16 protein-coding genes and 1 pseudogene are annotated in these 18,592 nt (G+C 69.7%); 11 read left to right on the top strand and 6 right to left on the bottom strand.

Annotated elements, in window-relative coordinates; all coding sequences use genetic code 11:
- Positions 1-11 precede the first annotated feature (11 nt).
- Positions 12-278 (bottom strand): helix-turn-helix transcriptional regulator, encoded by a 267-nt coding sequence (locus tag M2302_RS28555; protein WP_280840919.1) that lies wholly within the window; start codon positions 276-278, stop codon positions 12-14.
- A gap of 76 nt (positions 279-354) precedes the next feature.
- Between M2302_RS28555 and map the strand changes: the two genes are divergently transcribed.
- Together map and M2302_RS28545 are read left to right on the top strand one after the other, a co-directional pair.
- Positions 355-1,173: a type I methionyl aminopeptidase gene (map, locus tag M2302_RS28550; protein WP_280840918.1), complete on the top strand. Its 819-nt coding sequence runs from the start codon at positions 355-357 to the stop codon at positions 1,171-1,173.
- A 180-nt stretch (positions 1,174-1,353) separates the two neighbouring features.
- Positions 1,354-2,088: pseudogene (locus M2302_RS28545) on the top strand (class I SAM-dependent methyltransferase); the annotation flags it as partial.
- Positions 2,089-2,581: 493 nt separating this feature from the next.
- On the opposite strand, the gene M2302_RS28540 reads toward M2302_RS28545, so the two are convergent.
- Positions 2,582-3,787, bottom strand: a complete 1,206-nt coding sequence (locus tag M2302_RS28540; RefSeq protein WP_280840917.1) for an epoxide hydrolase — start codon at positions 3,785-3,787, stop codon at positions 2,582-2,584.
- A 642-nt stretch (positions 3,788-4,429) separates the two neighbouring features.
- Here M2302_RS28540 and M2302_RS28535 point away from each other — a divergent pair.
- Together M2302_RS28535 and M2302_RS28530 are read left to right on the top strand one after the other, a co-directional pair.
- The gene (locus M2302_RS28535) at positions 4,430-6,040 is read left to right on the top strand and encodes an ATP-binding protein (RefSeq protein WP_280840916.1); all 1,611 of its coding nucleotides are present in this window, start codon (positions 4,430-4,432) and stop codon (positions 6,038-6,040) included.
- On the top strand, positions 6,028-7,221 hold the full coding sequence (locus M2302_RS28530) for a LuxR family transcriptional regulator (protein WP_280840915.1): 1,194 nt from the start codon (positions 6,028-6,030) through the stop codon (positions 7,219-7,221). Before M2302_RS28535 ends, M2302_RS28530 begins: the two co-directional genes overlap by 13 nt.
- 239 nt (positions 7,222-7,460) lie before the next feature.
- On the opposite strand, the gene M2302_RS28525 is transcribed toward M2302_RS28530, so the two are convergent.
- Both M2302_RS28525 and M2302_RS28520 read right to left on the bottom strand, forming a co-directional pair.
- Positions 7,461-9,071 (bottom strand): ATP-binding protein, encoded by a 1,611-nt coding sequence (locus M2302_RS28525; RefSeq protein WP_280840914.1) that lies wholly within the window; start codon positions 9,069-9,071, stop codon positions 7,461-7,463.
- A 41-nt stretch (positions 9,072-9,112) separates the two neighbouring features.
- A complete protein-coding gene (locus M2302_RS28520) occupies positions 9,113-9,847 on the bottom strand; it encodes a response regulator transcription factor (protein WP_280840913.1) in 735 nt (244 codons plus the stop codon).
- Between the two features lie 180 nt (positions 9,848-10,027).
- Between M2302_RS28520 and M2302_RS28515 the strand changes: the two genes are divergently transcribed.
- The 7 genes from M2302_RS28515 (at position 10,028) to M2302_RS28485 (ending at position 16,094) form a co-directional block, all read left to right on the top strand.
- Positions 10,028-10,195 (top strand): hypothetical protein, encoded by a 168-nt coding sequence (locus tag M2302_RS28515; protein ID WP_280840912.1) that lies wholly within the window; start codon positions 10,028-10,030, stop codon positions 10,193-10,195.
- Positions 10,196-10,230: 35 nt separating this feature from the next.
- A complete protein-coding gene (alr, locus tag M2302_RS28510; protein ID WP_280840911.1) occupies positions 10,231-11,397 on the top strand; it encodes an alanine racemase in 1,167 nt (388 codons plus the stop codon).
- Positions 11,394-12,422, top strand: a complete 1,029-nt coding sequence (locus M2302_RS28505) for a D-alanine--D-alanine ligase family protein (protein ID WP_280840910.1) — start codon at positions 11,394-11,396, stop codon at positions 12,420-12,422. Before alr ends, M2302_RS28505 begins: the two co-directional genes overlap by 4 nt.
- The gene (locus tag M2302_RS28500; protein ID WP_280840909.1) at positions 12,422-13,597 is read left to right on the top strand and encodes a UDP-N-acetylglucosamine--N-acetylmuramyl-(pentapeptide) pyrophosphoryl-undecaprenol N-acetylglucosamine transferase; all 1,176 of its coding nucleotides are present in this window, start codon (positions 12,422-12,424) and stop codon (positions 13,595-13,597) included. The genes M2302_RS28505 and M2302_RS28500 overlap by 1 nt, the downstream gene beginning before the upstream one ends.
- The gene (locus M2302_RS28495) at positions 13,594-14,238 is read left to right on the top strand and encodes a M15 family metallopeptidase (protein WP_280840907.1); all 645 of its coding nucleotides are present in this window, start codon (positions 13,594-13,596) and stop codon (positions 14,236-14,238) included. Before M2302_RS28500 ends, M2302_RS28495 begins: the two co-directional genes overlap by 4 nt.
- Before the next feature lie 301 nt (positions 14,239-14,539).
- Positions 14,540-15,154: an RNA polymerase sigma factor gene (locus M2302_RS28490; RefSeq protein ID WP_280840943.1), complete on the top strand. Its 615-nt coding sequence runs from the start codon at positions 14,540-14,542 to the stop codon at positions 15,152-15,154.
- On the top strand, positions 15,147-16,094 hold the full coding sequence (locus M2302_RS28485) for a CU044_5270 family protein (protein ID WP_280840906.1): 948 nt from the start codon (positions 15,147-15,149) through the stop codon (positions 16,092-16,094). The genes M2302_RS28490 and M2302_RS28485 overlap by 8 nt, the downstream gene beginning before the upstream one ends.
- A 67-nt stretch (positions 16,095-16,161) precedes the next feature.
- Here the strand turns inward: M2302_RS28485 and M2302_RS28480 are convergent, their stop codons facing one another.
- Positions 16,162-17,367, bottom strand: a complete 1,206-nt coding sequence (locus M2302_RS28480; RefSeq protein WP_280840905.1) for a serine hydrolase — start codon at positions 17,365-17,367, stop codon at positions 16,162-16,164.
- Positions 17,368-17,743: 376 nt separating this feature from the next.
- Complete coding sequence (locus M2302_RS28475) at positions 17,744-18,454, bottom strand: DNA alkylation repair protein (RefSeq protein ID WP_280840904.1); 711 nt, start codon at positions 18,452-18,454, stop codon at positions 17,744-17,746.
- Between the last annotated feature and the right edge of the window lie 138 nt (positions 18,455-18,592).

The following is an 18,592-nucleotide window of genomic DNA, read 5'->3' as shown; positions in this document are numbered from 1 at the left end:
GCGGCTGATCCCTAGGACGCCTGGCGGATGGGCATGCCGGCCAGCCAGACGTCGGCCAGGTCGCTGAGGGGGACATCGAGGGCCTGGCTGAGGCAGACCACAGTGCCGAACGCCGGTGCGGGAAGGCGGCCCGCCTCGATCTTGCGCAGCGTCTCGGGGGACATGCCGGCTGCCAGGGCCACCTCGACGAGGCTGCGGCCGGCCCGCGCGGCCCGGAGGGCGGCTCCGAGGCGCTGGCCCGCTGCGATCTGTTCGGCGGTGAGTGGTTGGCGAACCATGCCCGCAGGATATCCCACCGGAGCATCCCCGAACTGGCGTGGTATAAAAATACCGCATGCAGAGAGGGAGGCTGTCGTGATCGAGCTCAAGTCCGCCGAGGAGATCGGCCGGATGGCGGTGACCGGCCAGTTCGTCGGCGAGCTGCTCGCCGAGCTGAGCGGTGTCGCCGCAGTCGGCGTCAACCTGATAGACCTCGAACACCACGCCCGCCGCCGGATCAAGGAACGCGGCGCCGAATCCTGCTACTGGGACTACGCCCCTTCGTTCGGCCGCGGCCCGTTCCGCAACGTGCTGTGCCTGTCGGTCAACGACGCGGTGCTGCACGGCCTGCCGCACGACTATGTTCTGCGGGACGGTGACCTGCTCAGCATCGACATGGCGGCCGGCATCGACGGCTGGGTCGCCGACTCCGCGCTCTCCGTCGTCGTCGGCACCCCCGACCCGGCCGACCTGAAGCTGATCGAGGCCACCGAGGTCGCACTGGAGGCCGGCATCACCGCCGCCCAGCCCGGCGGCCGCCTCGGCGACATCTCCGCCGCGATCGGCGAGGTCGCCCACTCCTACGGCTACGGCGTCAACGCCGAGTTCGGCGGTCACGGCATCGGCCGCACCATGCACGAGGCCCCGCACGTCTCCAACAACGGCCGCGCCCGCCGCGGCATGAAACTCGAACCCGGCCTCACCATCGCCATCGAGCCCTGGTTCTGCCGCTCCACCGACAAGATCAAGTTCGACAACGACGGCTGGACGATCCGCTCCGCCGACGGCTCCCGCACCGCCCACTCCGAACACACAGTCGCCATCACGGCTTCCGGCCCCCAGGTCCTGACCCGCCGCCCCACTCACGGCGCCACCTCGGCCGACCCCACCAAAGAGCCCGCCACAGCCTCCTGACCCACTGCCCGCCGAGGCGTGACCCAGGATTTATAGATCAGCCTATGTGCTGTCCGGATCGCCGCCTGCACTGTCGTCCGCCCCAAGTGCGCACGTGACCTACTCTCCACGGCAGCGACGCCAGCCCCATGCGCGGTGTGGGCTGGTGACAGCCAGGGGGGCGGCGACATGTCCAGCACGCAGTTGTACGACACCATCGGAGCCACTTACACCGTGACGCGGCGCACCGAGCCGCGGATCGCCGCAAGGGTCTGGACTGCGCTCGGCGATGCGCGGACGGTATTGAATGTCGGGGCTGGTACCGGCTCCTACGAGCCCGCCGACCGTGACGTCACCGCGGTGGAACCGTCGGCGCTCATGCGTGCGCAGCGCCCCACAGGCGCAGGGCCGTGCGTGGCTGCCGCCGCGGAGAGCCTTCCGTTCGAGGACCAGTCCTTCGACGCAGCGATGGCTTTTGCCACCATCCATCACTGGCAGGACCCGATCGCGGGCCTGCGCGAGATGCGGCGCGTTGCTCGCCGCGTGGTGGTGTTCACGCACGACACCAGTGACACCGGATGGCTTCGTCGGTTCTGGCTTACTCGCGACTACCTTCCCGAAGTCGCGGACATCCTTGTCGGCCGGCCTTCACTGACCGAGCTGGCCGGCGCGATCGGAGCCCGCGTGGAGCCGGTGCTCATCCCGTGGGACTGCGTTGACGGCTTCTTCGAGGCCTACTGGCGCCGGCCCGAGGCGTACCTGGACGAGAACGTCCGTCGCGGGGTGTCGGTCTGGGCCAGAGTCGGGCCGGACGCCGAGCAGAGGGCAGTGCACAGCCTCCGTGATGACCTCGCCTCAGGTCGATGGGCAGAACGCAACCGCGACCTCGTCGATCTCGATGCAGCAGAGCTTGGCCTTCGCCTGCTCATCGCCTGAACCCGCCATATCCGGGTACGACGTCGCTGCCCGAAGCCAGGTCTGCACGTCCCGCGGCATGTCTGGTGCCGGGGCACCCCCAGGCCGAAGCGTCATGGACAGCGATCGCCTGCCAGCACAAGCTGTGCCTCGTAGTCCACGTCGGCGGGTGGGTCTTCGAGCGACGTCACAGGCACGTCGAAGCTTCGAGCCTCCATCCGCTCGAACTATTGCTCACGCTGCCCGCTTTGACCTCGACGTTGGCGCCACAGCGGTCTACCGCGCCCACAGTGATGGCCTTCTGGCACCCGCCGAGACCTAGCCCGATCGCCAGCAATGCCAGGGCCGCGAGCACCCGATGGCGAGAGGACGTCACGTTGGGCATTCCTATCGCTGGAAGGCCCGGTTGTTTGAGCTGGTCTCGGTCCTGCTCGGGGCGACCGAGGGGCTCGGAGTTGAGCCACTCGGTCGCCCCGGCGAGCGCGGACATGTGCACCCGCTCGCACATGGTCATTCAGCGCATCGACCGGAAGCCCGCCCGCACCTCCTGAACGAAGGCCTTCGGCTGCTCCCAGGCCGCGAAGTGCCCGCCCTTGTCGAGCCGGTTGTAGTGGACGAGCTTGGGGTACGCCTTCTCCGCCCAGCTCCTCGGAGCCTGGTAGAGCTCGTCGGGGAAGACGCTCACGGCGACCGGGATCTTGGTGCCCTTGACACCGAAGAACGAGAACTTGTTCTCCGCGTAGAGTCGCGCCGCGGAGACCCCCGAGTTCGTCAGCCAGAAGTGGGTGATGTTGTCGAGGACGTCGTCTCGCGTCAGGCCCTCGGGCACCCCGGCGAACGACCGGGAGATCAGCGCCAGGCTCGCGGCGTCATGGTCGAGCATGTACGCCGCCAGGAAGACGGGCGAGTCCGCCAACCCGGTCAGCGTCTGCGGGCGAGCCGCCATCTCAAGGGCGTAGGTGACGTGCTTCCAGACGAAGTCCAGCTGCTCGCACGTCTGCCGCTCCTCGTCGGACAGGCCGGCCGGCAGATTCTCCAGCGCGTTGGCCGCCCCGATGATGTTCTTGTGGAACAGGTTGTCGATCTCGGCCGGGATCACGCCGGGCATGTTGGTGTGGATACCGAGCAGCCCCTCGGGTGCCTCGGTGGCCATCAGGTCCACGACGACAGCGCCCCAGTCGCCGCCCTGCGCCACGAACCGGTCGTAGCCGAGGCGCTTCATCAGCGTCACCCAGGCACGACCGATGCGGTCCGGGCCCCAGCCGGTCGTCGTCGGCTTGCCCGAGTACCCGTAGCCGGGCATCGACGGAATCACCAAGTGGAAGGCGTCCTCGGCGCTGCCACCGTGCGCCGTCGGGTCGGTCAGGGGCTCGATGATCTTCAGCTGCTCGATGATCGAACCCGGCCAGCCGTGCGAGACGATGAGCGGCAGGGCGTTCTCGTGCTTCGAACGCACATGGACGAAGTGAATGTCCAGCCCGTCGATCTCGGTGATGAAGTGCGGCAGGGAGTTCAGCCGCGCCTCGACCTTGCGCCAGTCGTACTCGTTGGCCCAGTAGCGCGCGAGCTCCTTCATCGTGGCGAGCTGCGGGCCCTGCGACTGGTCGTCAACGGTCTCCTTCTCAGGCCAGCGGGTGGCCAGGATGCGGGCGCGCAGATCCTCAAGATCCGCCTCAGAGACCTCGACCTTGAACGGCCGCACTTCCGGGGTGGCAGACATGTCGTTTCCTTTGCTGTGTCATTAGGGGTCGAAAAGGGCGTTCTGCCCTCCATTGGGCAAGCGGCGTGCACCGCGCCGTTCTCCCGGGGGCACCGCAGGTGAAGACGCCGCTCGGACCTGTGCTAAACCGGCATAAATCGCCCTCCCTGTGGAATGTTCGAGGCTGCGTCTCGCTAGCTGGCTGGTCAGCGACCCTGTGTCGCCGACCCGTCCACGATCGCCGAGGCGGGCATCGGTCGCCCCAGGGAAACCCCCGGGTCTGGCCCCCTGTCTGGAACCCGAGAGGTTCCGTTCGCGCCGGAACCCGCTAGGTCATGCCAGGTGCGGTCTGCGGTCACTTGGAGCCTGTGGCAGGTGAACGGAAAGAACGGGTGGAGGGGCCCGGCAGATCGGACAATGACCGGAAGGCCCAGTCGAGACGTCACATGAGCCGCTACGGCCGAAAGGCCGCAAGTAAGGCGAAAAGGTGGTAAATGATCGCCATGCTGCGTCTGGATGCAGGGGCGTTCCGATCGGCTGCGGGCCTGCGAGGTCGGGTCGCGCGTCGCGGTTTGCACAGGCAAGCCGACCGGATCTGACTAACATCACCGTATTGGCCGCACGACCTGCCCAGCAGCGGACTAGGAAGATCGACTCATGGGGGTGCCCGCCATCGACACGCGGGTCGAACTGCGGGGCCGGGGCGCAGAGTTGGCCGCGCTGGAGCGGGTGCTGGCCGCTGCGCGGGCGGGTAGCAGCGCGGTCCTGGTCCTTCGCGGCGAGGCAGGGATCGGCAAGACCGCGTTGCTGAACTACGCAGCCAGCCGGGCCGCCGGTTTCCGCAAGGCTGGCGTCGCCGGCATCGAGTCGGAGATGGGGCTTCCGTTCGCCGGCCTTCATCAGCTCTGCGCGCCCATGCTGGATCAGCTTCATGAGCTGCCTGGACCGCAGCGCGATGCGTTGTCCGTCGCGTTCGGACTACGCGAGGGCGAGGCGCCCGATCGGTTCCTGGTGGGCCTGGCTGTGCTCGGTCTGCTGGCCTACGCCGCCGAGGATCAGCCGCTGGCCTGCCTCGTCGATGATGCGCAGTGGCTGGATGTCGGGTCCGTGCAGGTGCTGGCGTTTGTCGCCAGGCGGTTGATGGCCGAGTCGGTAGCTCTGATCTTCGCCCTGCGGGAACCCGATTACGATCGCCACCTGGCCGGTCTGCCGGACCTGATCGTCGAGGGCCTGAGCGTGCCCGACGCGCGTGCCCTGCTGGCTTCGGCCGTCCGCGCGCCGCTCGACCCGCTGGTGCGGGATCGGATCGTCGCCGAGGCGCACGGCAACCCGATGGCCCTGCTTCATCTGCCGCACGCGCTCGCACCCGCTGAGCTGGCGGGCGGATACGGGCTTCCCGCCGGCCATTCTCTGGTGAGCCACGTCGAGAGTGCCATCTATCAGCAGTTCCGGTCACTGCCTCCAGACAGTCAGCGGCTTCTGGTGACCGCTGCGGCTGAGCCGACCGGAGACGGCGGCCTGCTGTGGCGCGCGGCCAGTCTGCAGGACATCCCGGTGGACGCCGCAGGGCCGGCCGAGAGCGAAGGACTGGTTGAGTTCGGCGCCAGGGTGCGATTCCACCATCCGTTGGTGCGCTCTGCCGTCTACCATCGGACGCCCCCGCCCGACCGCCGAACGGCGCACCGAGCGTTGGCACAGGCCACCGATCCCCACCTTGATCCCGACCGCAGAGCGTGGCATCGCGCTCAGGCCGCCACCAGGCCTGACGAGAACGTCGCCGTCGACTTGGAACGCTCGGCGGACCGGGCTCACGGCAGGGGCGGAGCCGCTGCCGCAGCGGCGTTCCTGCGGCGGGCGGCGGAGCTGACGCCCGATCCGGCGCGACGCGTCATCCGAGCACTGGCAGCCGCTGAGCTCGACATCGACGCGGGCGGGACAGCACAGGCGGACAGCCTGCTGGGCGTCGCTGAGGCCGGCCCCCTCGACGACCTGCAGCGCGCCCGGCTCGAGCGGTTGCGAGCCCGACTGGTGTTCTCCCAGCTACGCTGCAGCAACGCACCGCGGCTTCTGCTCGACGCCGCACACCGGCTCGCGCCCCTCGATGGCGCCCTCGCCCGTGACACCCTGCTGGAAGCAGTGGGCGCGGCGATCTTCGCTGGCCGCCTGAGTGACGGACCCGGGCAGCGGGAGGTGGCCGAGGCGGTCCGCGCCGGACGTCCCCGCCGTCGCCGCCGCGGGCGGTCGACGTCCTTCTGGACAGCATGGCTGGCCTGATCATCGATCGCTGCGCTCCCACCGTCGACGCTCTCCGGCGTGCACTGGACATCGTTCGCCAGGAGCAGCAGTCCGGCGCGACGGATTCGGACAGGCGCTGGCTGTGGCTGACGTTCCGGGTGATACCCGAGCCGCTCGCACCGGAGCTGTGGGACGACGACGCGTGGCACGAGATGGCGACCGGCGCGGTCCGCATCGCCCGCGAGACGGGTGCGCTCTCCGTCCTTCCGATGGCGCTGACCTACATGGCGGGCTTCCACGTGCACGCCGGCGAATTCGATGCTGCGGCGGTTCTGATCGACGAAGCGACAGCGATCTCGGAGGCGGCGGGCGGCGTGCCGATGATGTACACGTCACTGGTGCTCGGCGCCTGGCGTGCACAGGAATCCCAGGCACGGGACCTGATCGAGACCACCATCGAAGAGGTGGGCGCCCGGGGCGAGGGACGCGTCCTCAGCCTCGCCGAGTACGCGACCGCCGTGCTGTACAACGGCCTCGGCCGCTACGACACCGCGCTGGCCGCCGCGACACGCGCCTGCCAGTACGAGGATCTCGGATTCTTCGGGTGGGCACTGGCCGAACTGATCGAGGCCGCCGCCCGCAGCGGACAGTCGGAGGTTGCCGCAGCGGCGCTGGACAAGCTCACCGAACGCACCCACGCGAGTGGAACCGAGTGGGCCCTGGGCGTGGCCGCCTGCTCGCGCGCGCTACTGAGCGACGACCAGGAGGCCGATGCGCTCTACCGGGAGGCGATCGAGCATCTCGGACGCTGCCGGATCGTCGTCCAGCTGGCCCGCGCCCGGCTGCTCTACGGCGAGTGGCTGCGTCGCCACAACCGCCGCCAGGAAAGCCGTACGCAGCTACGCTCCGCCTACGAGGTCTTCAGCCGGATCGGGGCCGACGGCTTCGCCGAGCGGGCCCGCCGGGAACTTCTGGCAACCGGGGAAACGGTACGCAAGCGGACGATCGGCGCCGTCGCTGAACTCACCAGCCAGGAGGCCCAGATCGCCAGGCTGGCCAGAGACGGGCACACCAACTCTGAGATCGCCGCCCAGCTGTTCATCAGTCCACGCACGGTGGAGTGGCACCTCGGCAAGATATTCACCAAGCTCGGAGTCAGCTCTCGCCGACACCTCCGCGCGGCGCTGTCTGCCCCGAAGCCGGCGACGCCGCCGGCGTAACCACCCATGCGCCACGGAGAAATCTCGGCGGGTACGTGAGGGACGACCGAAGCGAGGCGAGGGAGCTCTCGCTCAGCGCAGGCCGGCCACCCAGCGTGCATTGCGGACGAACGTGCGGCGGGTGACGTCCTACGCGAGAGCCAACTCCTCCATCCGCGTGCGGCCTTCGCCGACGGTCCTCACAGCAGAAAGGCCACCTCCTGGAAACGGGAGGTGGCCTTTCTGCTGTGAAGATCAAGCTAGTCGACGCGGGGAAGCGTGATGGTGAATGTCGTCCCGACGCCGACCTCACTCGCGACCGTGATGGTGCCCTGGTGATCGGTGACGATCTGTCGGGCGATGGCGAGGCCGAGGCCACTGCCCCCGGTACGGCGGCCCCGTGCGGAGTCGGCCCGCCAGAACCGGTCGAACACATGCGGCAGCGCGTCCGCTGCGATTCCCGAGCCGGTGTCGACGACCTGGACGACCGCCTGCGTGTCGGCGCGGCTCGCGACCAAGCGGATGCTGCCGTCGGCAGCGGTCGCCTGTAGGGCGTTGGTGACGAGATTGCCCACCACCTGGCGGAGCCGGTCGGGGTCGGCGTGTACCGCGACCGGCTCGGCCGCCACGCGCAACGACACCCCGGCCGACTCCGCCCTTGCGTGGTGGGCGGTGCGGCAGGTCTCCAGGAGTTCGGCCAGATCCACCGTGACCCGGTGGTACGCCAGGTTGCCGGCCTCGGCCAGGGCCAGGTCCTGCAGGTCGTCGACGATGCGCTGTTGCAGCACCGCCTCTTCGTGGAGTGATGCGAAGAGATCCTGGTCCGGCGTGATCACGCCGTCGGAGAGCGCCTCGAGATAGCCGCGCAGGTTGGCCAGCGGGGTGCGCAGTTCATGGGCGACGTCGGCGACCATCCGGCGTTGCCGCTCCTCCCCGCGCTGCAGGGAGTCTGCCATCCGGTTGAACGACCGGGCCAACTCCGCCAACTCGTCGTTGCCCCGCACCGGAACCCGTCCGGTGAGGTCGCCCCGGCCGAGCCGCTGAGCGGCCGCGGTGAGCGTGTCGATGGGGCGCAGCACCCGGCGGCTCAGCAGCACGGTGCCGATGACCGCGACCGCCGCAACGCCCGCTGCCGCGGCGAGCAGTGGACCGGCGGTCAACACGGACGCCGGATCGCCGCGAGCACCGAGATAGACCCGGGCGGGTACCGGCGCGACGTCGTTGATGTCGTTGGTGAAGGCCTGGGCCAGGCAGGAATCCAGTGCTTCCACCGTCGAGGTGCCGCACACCTGCACCGAGGCAGCGTCTGCCAGGTGCCGGCCCGGCTCTGCCGCGACGTCGGCGCAGCCGTCGACGATGTCCGCGACACCAGGGCGATCGCGCACGTCGGCCGCGCTCAGGCCGGCGTCGAACTGCGGAACTCCCGTGCTGGTGGGTGAAGCGACAACCGGGACGGATTCCCGTGTCAGGCAGGCCGCGAACAGCACGCCGGTGCGGTAGCCGGCGATCGCAGCGGCCACACCTTTCTGCCGGCTCGCCGGCTCCGCTGGCAGTGCGGCCAGATTCAGAACCGGCCGCGGGTCGACGACCCCGACCATCGTGCCGAGCGGCCGGGCGGTGCGGTCCTCCTGGGTGTCCGTGTCCACGATCACCTGACCCGTGTCGGCGACCAGATGGATCCGCTGACCGGTCTGGGCGCGCAGGTCCCGCACCAGGTCGGGCACACCCTCCCAGGTGCCGTGCCGGCTGCCGTACGTCGTGAGTCGGCCGACGACCTCATCGAGTTGCGCCCGGTCGGTGGTGGCCGAGTCGTTGATCTGTTGCGAGGCCTGCCGCAGGGTCAGCCACGCGGTCGCCGCGGTGGCGCTCACCGCGACGAGGATGACCAGCCAGAGCACCCGTAGCCGAAAACTCACCGGCTGGCTCCGGGCGTGCCCTGGGGCTTCGCCGCCGGTTCCGGCTCCGGTTCGGCGAGCCGGTAGCCGCGGCCGTAGACGGTCTGCACGTACTGCGGCTCGGCAACGTCGTCCTCGATCTTGCGGCGGAGGTTCATCACGTGCGCGTCAACGGTACGTTCGAGCACGAAACGATCGAATCCGAAGGCCCGGTCGATGATCTGCGCCCGGGTGAACGCCCGCCCGGGCTCGCCGGCCAGCACCTCGAGGATGCCGAACTCCTTGGCCGTCAGGGCGACCGGCCGGCCACCGACGCGTACCTCGAACCGGCCGGCGTCCACCTCGAGTTCGCCGACGCGCAGCACCGCCCGGTTGTCGGCGCTCACCACCCGGGCCCGGCGCAGCAGCGCCCGGACCCGAGCGGCCAGCTCGCGCGGGCTGTACGGCTTGGTGAGGTAGTCGTCGGCACCGAGATCGAGGCCCAGCAGGACGTCGTCCTCGGTCGTACGGGCGGTCAGCAGCAGGATCGGAATGTCCGATTCGGCGCGCAGGATCCGGCACACGTCGAGGCCGTCGACGACCGGCATCATCACGTCGAGGACCACCAGGTCCGGCCGGCGGGACCGGCACTGGTCCAGCGCGGCCCGCCCGTCGCCGACCAGCAGCACGCTGTGCCCCTCGCGTTCGAGATAGATCCGCACGAGGTTGGCCTGCTTGGGGTCGTCCTCGGCGACCAGGATCCGCGCGCTCATGTTTCCCCCGTCCTGCCTGCTGGTTGCGGGGTCAAGTAAACCCGAAACCCGTGAAGAACCGATGTGGGCGGGCTCCGGAGAGCGGTGAGCGGGATTCCCGCACAGCTGGCCAACACCTTCTTCAAAGGTTCTTCACCACAGGCTGCCTACCGTTCCCGTCATGTCAGACAGGAGCCGGACATGATCGTCGAACCGGCACACCCACGCCGCCGCGACGAGCGACTGCGGCGGGCGGTCCGGCGGCGGATCCGGGAGACGCTCGCGGTGCGCCGGGCCGCCGTGGTCGGCGGGCAAGGGGCCGCCGAACCGCCGGATGAACCACCCGTCGAGCCCGGGACTGCCGGGTGACGCCGGGTACGCGTGGTCGGCGCGCGGGGACCGGTGTGATCAACGAGAGTGTCCAGCTGGCCGAGGCCGTGATCGATCTTGCGGCGATCGCGGAGAACATCCGGACGATCGCGGCGATCGCACGCACCGGGTTGATGGCCGTGGTGAAGGCCGACGCGTTCGGGCACGGCGCGGTGCCGGTGGCGCGGGCTGCGGTGGGGGCCGGCGCCGCCTGGCTGGGTGTGACCTCGGCGACGGAGGCGGTGGCGCTGCGATCGGCGGGCATCGACGCGCCCGTCCTGAGCTGGCTGCACCGGCCGGACGAGGACTTCACCCGCCTGATCGCCGCGGACGTCGACATCGCGGTGTCGACCCTGACCCACCTGCGCGCGATCGCCGACGCGGCCACCGAACTCGGTGTGCCCGCCGCGGTCCAACTCAAGGCGGACGTCGGTCTGTCCCGCAACGGTGCCGACGGCGACGAATGGCCCGAACTGGTCGCCTGGGCCCGCAAGCACGAGGCGGAGGGCAGCGTCCGGGTACGCGGGGTGTGGTCCCACCTGACGAACGCCGACGTGCCGGGCTGCCCGAGCATCGTCCGGCAGCTGTCAACGTTCCAGGAGGCGCTGCGGATCGCTCGGGAAACCGGGCTCGACCCCGAAGTGGTGCATCTGGCGAACTCGGCGGCGGCGCTGGCCGCCCCGCAGACCCGGTTCGATCTCTGCCGGATCGGCCTGGCCATGTACGGCGTCGACCCGTTCGGCGCGACCGGTCCCCGCCGTTACGGCCTGCGACCCGCCCTGACCCTGCGGTCAAGGGTGATCAACCTGAAGCGCGTGCCCGCCGGTACCGGCGTGTCCTACGGCCCCGATCATGTGACCGATCGGCCGACCACGCTCGCCCTGCTGCCGCTCGGGTACGCCGACGGCCTGTCGCGCACCGCCGAGGGCCGCGCGTGGGTCTGGCTCGCCGGTCGGCGCTGCCCGATCGTCGGCCGCATCGCCATGGATCAGTGCGTCGTCGATGTCGGCGACCTGCCGGTGGCGCTCGGCGATCCGGTGGTCGTCTTCGGTCCCGGCGCCGAGCCCGGCTCGCCCGACCCGGCCGAGCCGACGGCCGCCGAGTGGGCGCGGTGGGCCGGCACCAACCCGCACGAAGTCCTGACCGGAATCGGCGCGCGAGTGGCGCGCGTACACCTGCACGGGGAAGCGGCAACATCATGACTGTTCGTCTGGCGGTGCTGTTCGGTGGGCGCAGCGGGGAGCACGACGTCTCCCGGCGCTCGGCGGAGAGCATCCTGGCCCACCTCGACCCCGCCGCCTACCAGGTGACCGAGGTGCTGATCGAGCGGGACGGCCAGTGGCGGGTCAACGGCGACCGGGCCACGTTCGCGCAGGCGCTGCGGACCCTCGGCGACCAGGACGTGGTGTTCCCGGCGCTGCACGGCCCGTACGGTGAGGACGGCACCGTCCAGTCGATGCTGGAGTGGCTCGGCGTCGCGTTCGTCGGAAACGGTGTCTTCGCCAGCGCCGCGGGGATGGACAAGCCGGTCACGAAGAAACTCCTCGCCGCCGACGGCCTGCGCGTGGCCGACGGGGTGACGCTGCGGCCCGACGAGGATCTGTCGTCGCGGGATCAGGAGCGGCTGGGGCTGCCCGTCTTCGTCAAACCGGCCCGGGCCGGTTCCAGCCTGGGGGTCTCCAAGGTCGAACGATGGGCGCAACTGCCCGCCGCCCTGCGGCTCGCGCGCGAGAGCGACGCGAAGGTTCTCGTCGAAGGCGCCGTGCGCGGGCGCGAGATCGACGTCGGCGTCCTTCAGCACCCCGACGGTCGCGTCGAGGCCGGGCCGCCGCTGGAGATCCGGGTGGCGAACGCCGCCTTCTTCGACTACGACGCCAAGTACGACGGCGGTGCCGTCTTCCACATTCCGGCCCAGCTCGACCCCGGCACCACCCGACTACTGCAGGACCGGGCCGTGCGGGCGTTCCACGCGCTCGGCTGCCGTGGGCTGCTCCGCGTCGACTTCTTCCTCCCGGATCCGGACGCCGACCGCGGCACAGGGTGGACCGGAGACCACCGGGAGCCGGTGATCAACGAGGTCAACACCTTCCCCGGATTCACCGCCGCCTCCCAGTACCCGCAGATCTGGCAGCGGGCCGGCGTCGGCTACTCCGCACTGCTCGACATCCTCATCCAGGGCGCACTGCAGAGCCGCGACACCGCCTCCCCCTGCCCGAGTCCCTGCTGATGGCCGTCTACACCGCGGAACATCTCCGTGGTCTCCGCATGATCGTCACGGGCGGAGGAACGGGTGGGCACACCTACCCGGCGCTGACCACGATCCATACACTCCGCGACCGGCTGGCGGAAGCCGGCACCGCACCGGACGTCCGCTGGGTGGGCGTCGAGCACGGACTGGAGGCCAGAATCGCCTGGCAGGAGGGCATTCCCTTCACGGCGATCACCACCGGCAAACTGCGCCGCTCGCCGAATCTGCACGAGTGGGGCCGCAACATCGCCGACGCCTTCCGCGTGCCGCTCGGCATCTTCCAGGCCATCATGATCGTGGTGCGCACCCGGCCCGAGGTGGTCTTCTCCACCGGCGGATACGTCTCCGTCCCGATCGGGATCGCCGCCTGGATGACCCGCCGCCCGCTGGTCATGCACGAGCAGATCCTCACGCTCGGGCTGGCGAACCGGATCCTCGCCCGCCTCGCCGATCGAGTCCTGCTGAGTCACGAGTCTTCCATCGACCATCTGCCCGCCCGAGCGAGAACCCGCGCGGTGGTCACCGGCAACCCGATCCGGCCCGAGATCCTCACGGGCAACCGCGACCGGGCGCTCGCCGCGTACCACCTGGATCCGCGCCTGCCGCTGGTGTACGTCACCGGCGGCGCCCAGGGCGCCGTCCAGGTCAACAACCTGATCGCCGACATCCTCCCCGGACTCCTGCAGAAATGTCAGGTGCTGCACCAGTGCGGCGACTACTCCCTCGACCGGATGCGGCAGGTCGCGGCCGCCCTCCCGGAACACCTGCGCAGCAGGTACCGGGTGGTCGACTACGTCCACGGCGAGCTGCCCGACGTCCTGAGCGCCGCGGACATCGTCGTCGCGCGCAGCGGCGCCGGCACCGTGGCCGAACTCACCGCTCTGGGCAAGGCATGCGTCTTCATCCCGCTCATCCCCACCGGCGGCGACGAACAGCGGCGGACCGCACGGCACCTCGCCGACGCCGGTGCCGCCCGCATGCTCGCCGGCCCCGACGCCTCCGCCCACCGCCTCTACGAGGAGATCATGGTGCTGCTCGACCACCCGGAACGACGCCAGGACCTGGCCAACGCCGCCCGCCAGCACGGCCGGCCCCATGCGGCCACGGCCGTCGCCAGCGCGATCATCGACGCCGCTGGGCGGTACCGGTCATGATCCTGTTGTCCGATCGGCGGATCTCGGCCATCCGGCTCGGCGACAACGGCGAGGCCCTGGTCGACGTACGCCAGGTCGCGGACCTTCGGGTGGACGACCGGCTGGCCGACGAGGCCGGCGCGTACGCGCACCTGCGCGAGGCGACGGTGCAGCGTCTGCTCGCCGCCCAGCGGACCCTGCCCGGAGGGCTGCGGCTGCTGGTCATCGAGGGGTACCGGCCGCTCAGCCTGCAGACGACCTACTTCGAGAGCTACCAGGACGAACTGCGCCGCAGGTACCCGGAGTGGGACTCGGCGCGCCGGCACGTGGAGGCCAGCAAGTACATCTCGCCGCCCGAGGTGGCTCCGCACAGTACCGGCGGGACGGTCGACCTCACGCTCTGTACGGCCGATGGGATCGAACTGGACCTGGGCACGATCGTCAACGCCAGCCCGGTGGACAGCGCCAACGCCTGCTTCACCGGATCACCCGACATCTCCCCGCGGGCCCGCACCAATCGCGGCATCCTGGGCCGGGCGCTGTCGTCCGCCGGCATGGTCAACTACCCGACCGAATGGTGGCACTGGTCGTTCGGCGACCGCTACTGGGCGCTGAGCACCGGGGCCGTCCAGACCCGGTACGGGCCGGTGGATCTGCCGTGAAGCGGCTGTATTAAATCAACTGTTGCGGATCATCGCAGCCCTGGCGGTGGTGATCTTCCGAACGGGGTCAAAGGCCACTTCCCAGTCTTGGGGGTGGCCTTTCTGCTGTCGAAACAGCAACGGCGTCAGTGGCCGAGCGAGTCGCCGAGGCGCTTGAGGGCTTCCCGCGTCGCCATGGACGAGACCTGCGTGTAGAGGCCCGCACCACTCGCGTGCGGACATCTACAGTCCCGTCCGTGAACCGTCCGGCCACGGGGTGCGGATAACAGGTGATGCTTCCCGACTCCGCGAAGGGCCATACATGAGAGACCTGCGACGAGTGAAGGATGTCGACGTCGGTGCGGTGACGGACGCAGCGATCATCGCGCGGTCTGTGCAGGAACCAGAGATCTTCTCCACGATCTTCGACCGGCACGCGCCGTACATCCATCGCTACCTGGCCCGGCGCCTCGGCGCGCCGGCCGCGGACGACCTGGTCGCTGAGACCTTCCTCGCGGCGTTTCGTCGTCGGGATCGATTCGACATCGCGTATCCGAACGCCCGGCCCTGGCTGTACGGGATCGCCACCAACATCGCCGGCCAGCACCGGCGGACGGAGGAGCGCGAATACCGACTGCGGCAGGCGCACATCCCCGCGACGAACGAGGCATCACATGCCGACCGGGTCGCCACCGTGGTGACGGCGCAATCGCTACGCCGACTTCTCCTCGACGCGTTGGCCACGCTCTCCGACGGAGATCGCGACGTGTTGCTGCTGATCGCCTGGGAGGAACTGACGTACGAGGAGGTTGCCGCCGCACTGGCGATCCCGGTCGGCACCGTGCGATCACGACTCAATCGAGCCCGCAGGCTGCTCCGCGAGCAGTTGGGCGGCGAACCGGCCAGCACGATCGAGGAGGCACTGAGCAATGGATGAGATGCGACTGCTCCAGCAGCTCGGCGACGAGACCGAGCTGCCGACGGCCGAGCGGTTGAGCCCGGCCCGCAGCCGGCTGACGACCGCGATGGCCGCGATGACGGCAGAGTCGTCCGTACCCATGACGTCGACCGTGCCCTCGACGCTTCCTCGCTCGAGGCGACCGGCCTGGCGGCTCGTGCTCAGCGGGGTGGTATCGGCGGGCGTCGCGGCGTCGCTCGCCGCGGTACTGGTGCTTGCGCCGGACCGGCTCGGTGGCAGCACGCCGCCCGCGCGGGCCGATGCCACCCAGGTTCTCCGGAACGCGGCAACCGCCGCGCTGCGGGTGCCCGACGTCAAACCCCGGCCCGACCAGTTCGTCTACTCCCGCAGCCAGGAGGGTCGGGGAATGCGGGAGAGCTGGATGTCGGTGGACGGAACCCGAGACGGACTGGTCATCGAGAACACTGCCACCGCTCGCACGGAAAGCATCGTGCCCGGCTGCCGGAACGGACGGGCGGCGGTGCTCAAGGGCGGCGAGGTAGTTCCGGGCGTGACCGAGCGGTGCACCCCAGCACCGGCATACCGTGCCGACCTGCCCACCGATGCCGCCGCCATGCGGACCTTTCTGATCGAGCATCGCAGCGGTGAACCAGGTGACGCCAATGCCGCCGGCAAGGACGTGCTCTACTACCTCACCGGCAGCTATCTACGCCCGCGCACCCTTGCTGCGCTCTACGAGGCCGCGGCGACGACGCCGGACCTGCAAGCCGTTGAGCATGTCAAGGACGGCGCGGGCCGATCGGGCATCGGGATCACCTGGCCATCGACGCGCGGCTCAGGCGAAATTGTGCTCGTCTTCCACCCCGAGACCTACACCTTTCTCGGAGTGGGCGGCTCGGCGGGATCGTCGGCCGTGCTTGGCCTCGCCATCGTCGACCGAGTTGGTCAGACGACCTGAATTCCGTCTCACCGGGCGGGCCGCCTCGGCGCGCCCGCCCGGTCTCCGGAGCTGAACCGCCGGCTTCCTACGGGTTGGCCGCCCGGCGCGTGGCCCTTTGTCGCCAGGAAGCCGCCAGGAGGAGAACGGCCAGTACGACGGCGGCGGCGAGGCCGAGAATGACCGCCAACGAGAACGATGGTCCTGCCCCAGCATGACCGTCAAGCCCGCCTCTGACCTCGGCAATGGGACGGTCCTGCTTCTTCTCATCGGGGGTGACCAGGCGGCCGACCGACGCGTCGGGCGGGAGAGCGAAGCCCCAGTCCAGCAGGGCCGCCGCCTCGCCCAGGCTCCCCAGTGGCGCGGTCTCCGCGCCGAGCAGGGTCACGGCGAGCCGCCGGCCGTTACGTTCCGCCACCCCCACGTATGTCTGTCGCGCCAGGTCGGTGAAGCCCGTCTTGCCGCCGAGCGTCCCCGGGTAGTGGTCCAGCAGGGTGTTGTCGTGGGTGATGGAGAAGCCTGGCGTTCCCGGCTTTGCCGGTATCTCCGCCACCCGGGTGGCGATGTATCGCCGGAAGTCTGCGCGGGCGTAGGTGGCGCGCGCGATCAGCGCCAGGTCGTACGCGCTGGTGTACTGACCGGGACCGTCCAGGCCGGACGGTGTCGCCGCGTGGGTCTGCTTTGCGCCCAGCCGGTGTGCCTCGTCGTTCATCGCCTGCACGCCGCCCTGCCGCCCGGCGGTGCCGCCGCCGGCGCGGGCCAGCACGTTCGCCGCGTCGTTTCCCGATTTGAGGAGGAGTCCCAGCCACAGGCTCTCGACCGAGTAACGGCCGCCCTCGACCACCCCCATCAGTGAGCTGGCCGGATCGAGATCCTGCAGATCCGCCCGGGTCACCTCGACCTCCTGTGCAGGGTCGAGGTGAGGCATCAGGGCCGCGGCCAGCAGCATCTTCTGCACGCTGGCGGGCGTGCGGTGTTCGTGCGGGCCGCATCCACCCAGCACCGCGCCACTGTCGAGGTCGGCCACGACCCACGAGGTGGCGGTCACCGACGGCGCCATCGACGCGCCCGCGGGAATGGCCAGCCCCGCCGTCGCCAGCGTCTCGCCGCCGACGGCCAGGTCGGCGGGACCGACCGGTGGTGGCGACGGTGCGGCGGGCGGGGGCATTGGCGGCTTCACGGCCGGGCAGGGCACGTACGGCGCGGACGCCGCCAACGTCGAGGACCCGACTGCCACGGCGGGCGTGGTCAGTACGGCGCTGAGCACCACGGCAGTAATACGAACAACCGTCATGTTAAAGCACCGTAACTGCTGACAAGGCAGGCACAGCCCGGTTGTAGAAAGACGGCGAGAATTCCATTTGCGAACCGTGCGCTCTTTCGATTACCTTGTGCTGTTTCTCAAGGCTGCCTACGCACTGTGGAACACGCGTGATCGTTGCGTTCGCGACGAACAGCACACGCAGGCCTAGTCGGGCCGCAAGCGGAAACGCCGGGCGCAGTCGGTCAGGGCGCGATCATCCATGCCGCGCCGTGGTCGGTGGGGGACCAGGGCAACACCAATGTCTCGCACGGCTGCACCAAAACCCACGGTCAGTGCCACGCCGCATCCGGGCATGGTGGCCGGCGGCTCGGGGCCCGCCCCCGCCGCTTTGACAGCGGCCGCTGATCTAGACCGCGCCGGACAGGTACTCCCTACGTCGCTGCGGGTCGAACTTTTCGATCGCGTACCGCAGCATGACCCGCGGCATGTCCCGGTAACGTCGGGCCAGAAACTTCTCCTCCGCCGCTCTGTCACGGTTGCCCACCTCGCGCAGCATCCAGCCCACCGCCTTGTGGACGAGGTCGTGCGGGTCGTGCAGGAGCCGTTCACTGAGGCGCAAGGTCCAATGGAAGTCGCCGGCTTTGATGAAGGCGAACGTTGCCATGATGGCGATGCGCCGGTCCCACACCAGGGTTGACTCGGCCAACCGGTCCAGGACGCTGCGGTCCTTGTCGATCAGCCAGGGGCCGACGATGTACGGCGCGGATGAGTCCACCAGGTCCCAGTTGTTGATGCGGTCGGTGTTGCCCAGGATGATGCGGAAGATCCGGCCCCGTTCCTCCTCGTCTCCTCTGGTGAACTTGCGCACCAGGATGAACAGCGCCGTCAGCCTCTCCTCGTGCACGCTGCTGGTCAGCAGCTTCGCCGTTTCGGCCAGGGAGAGATCGCGCCAGTACCGGGCGGCCACCCTGCGCTGTTCCGGCACGGAGACACCGATCGCCGTGTCGCCCTCGCCGTACCCACCGGGAGTCATCTGCAGAAACCGGCTCGATGCCTCCGCCCGACCTGGGTCGGCGAGGCTGGCGAGGTCGTGACGGACGTCGGCGCTTGTGGCCATGACTGTGCAACCTACCGCGACCGCCGGTGCCTACGGTGCTGCGTCTAGTGCGGTGTCCACTAACGTTCACCGGGTTTCCGATGCACCGTTGTGGATCCTCGCCGTGGGGGCGAGCGACTCCCCACCTGGTGGTGGGGC

This window comes from Micromonospora sp. A200 (genome assembly GCF_029893845.1).
Lineage (GTDB): Bacteria > Actinomycetota > Actinomycetes > Mycobacteriales > Micromonosporaceae > Micromonospora > Micromonospora purpureochromogenes.
Note: the sequence above shows the minus strand (reverse complement) of the source record. Positions and strands in the feature narration are given on the sequence as shown.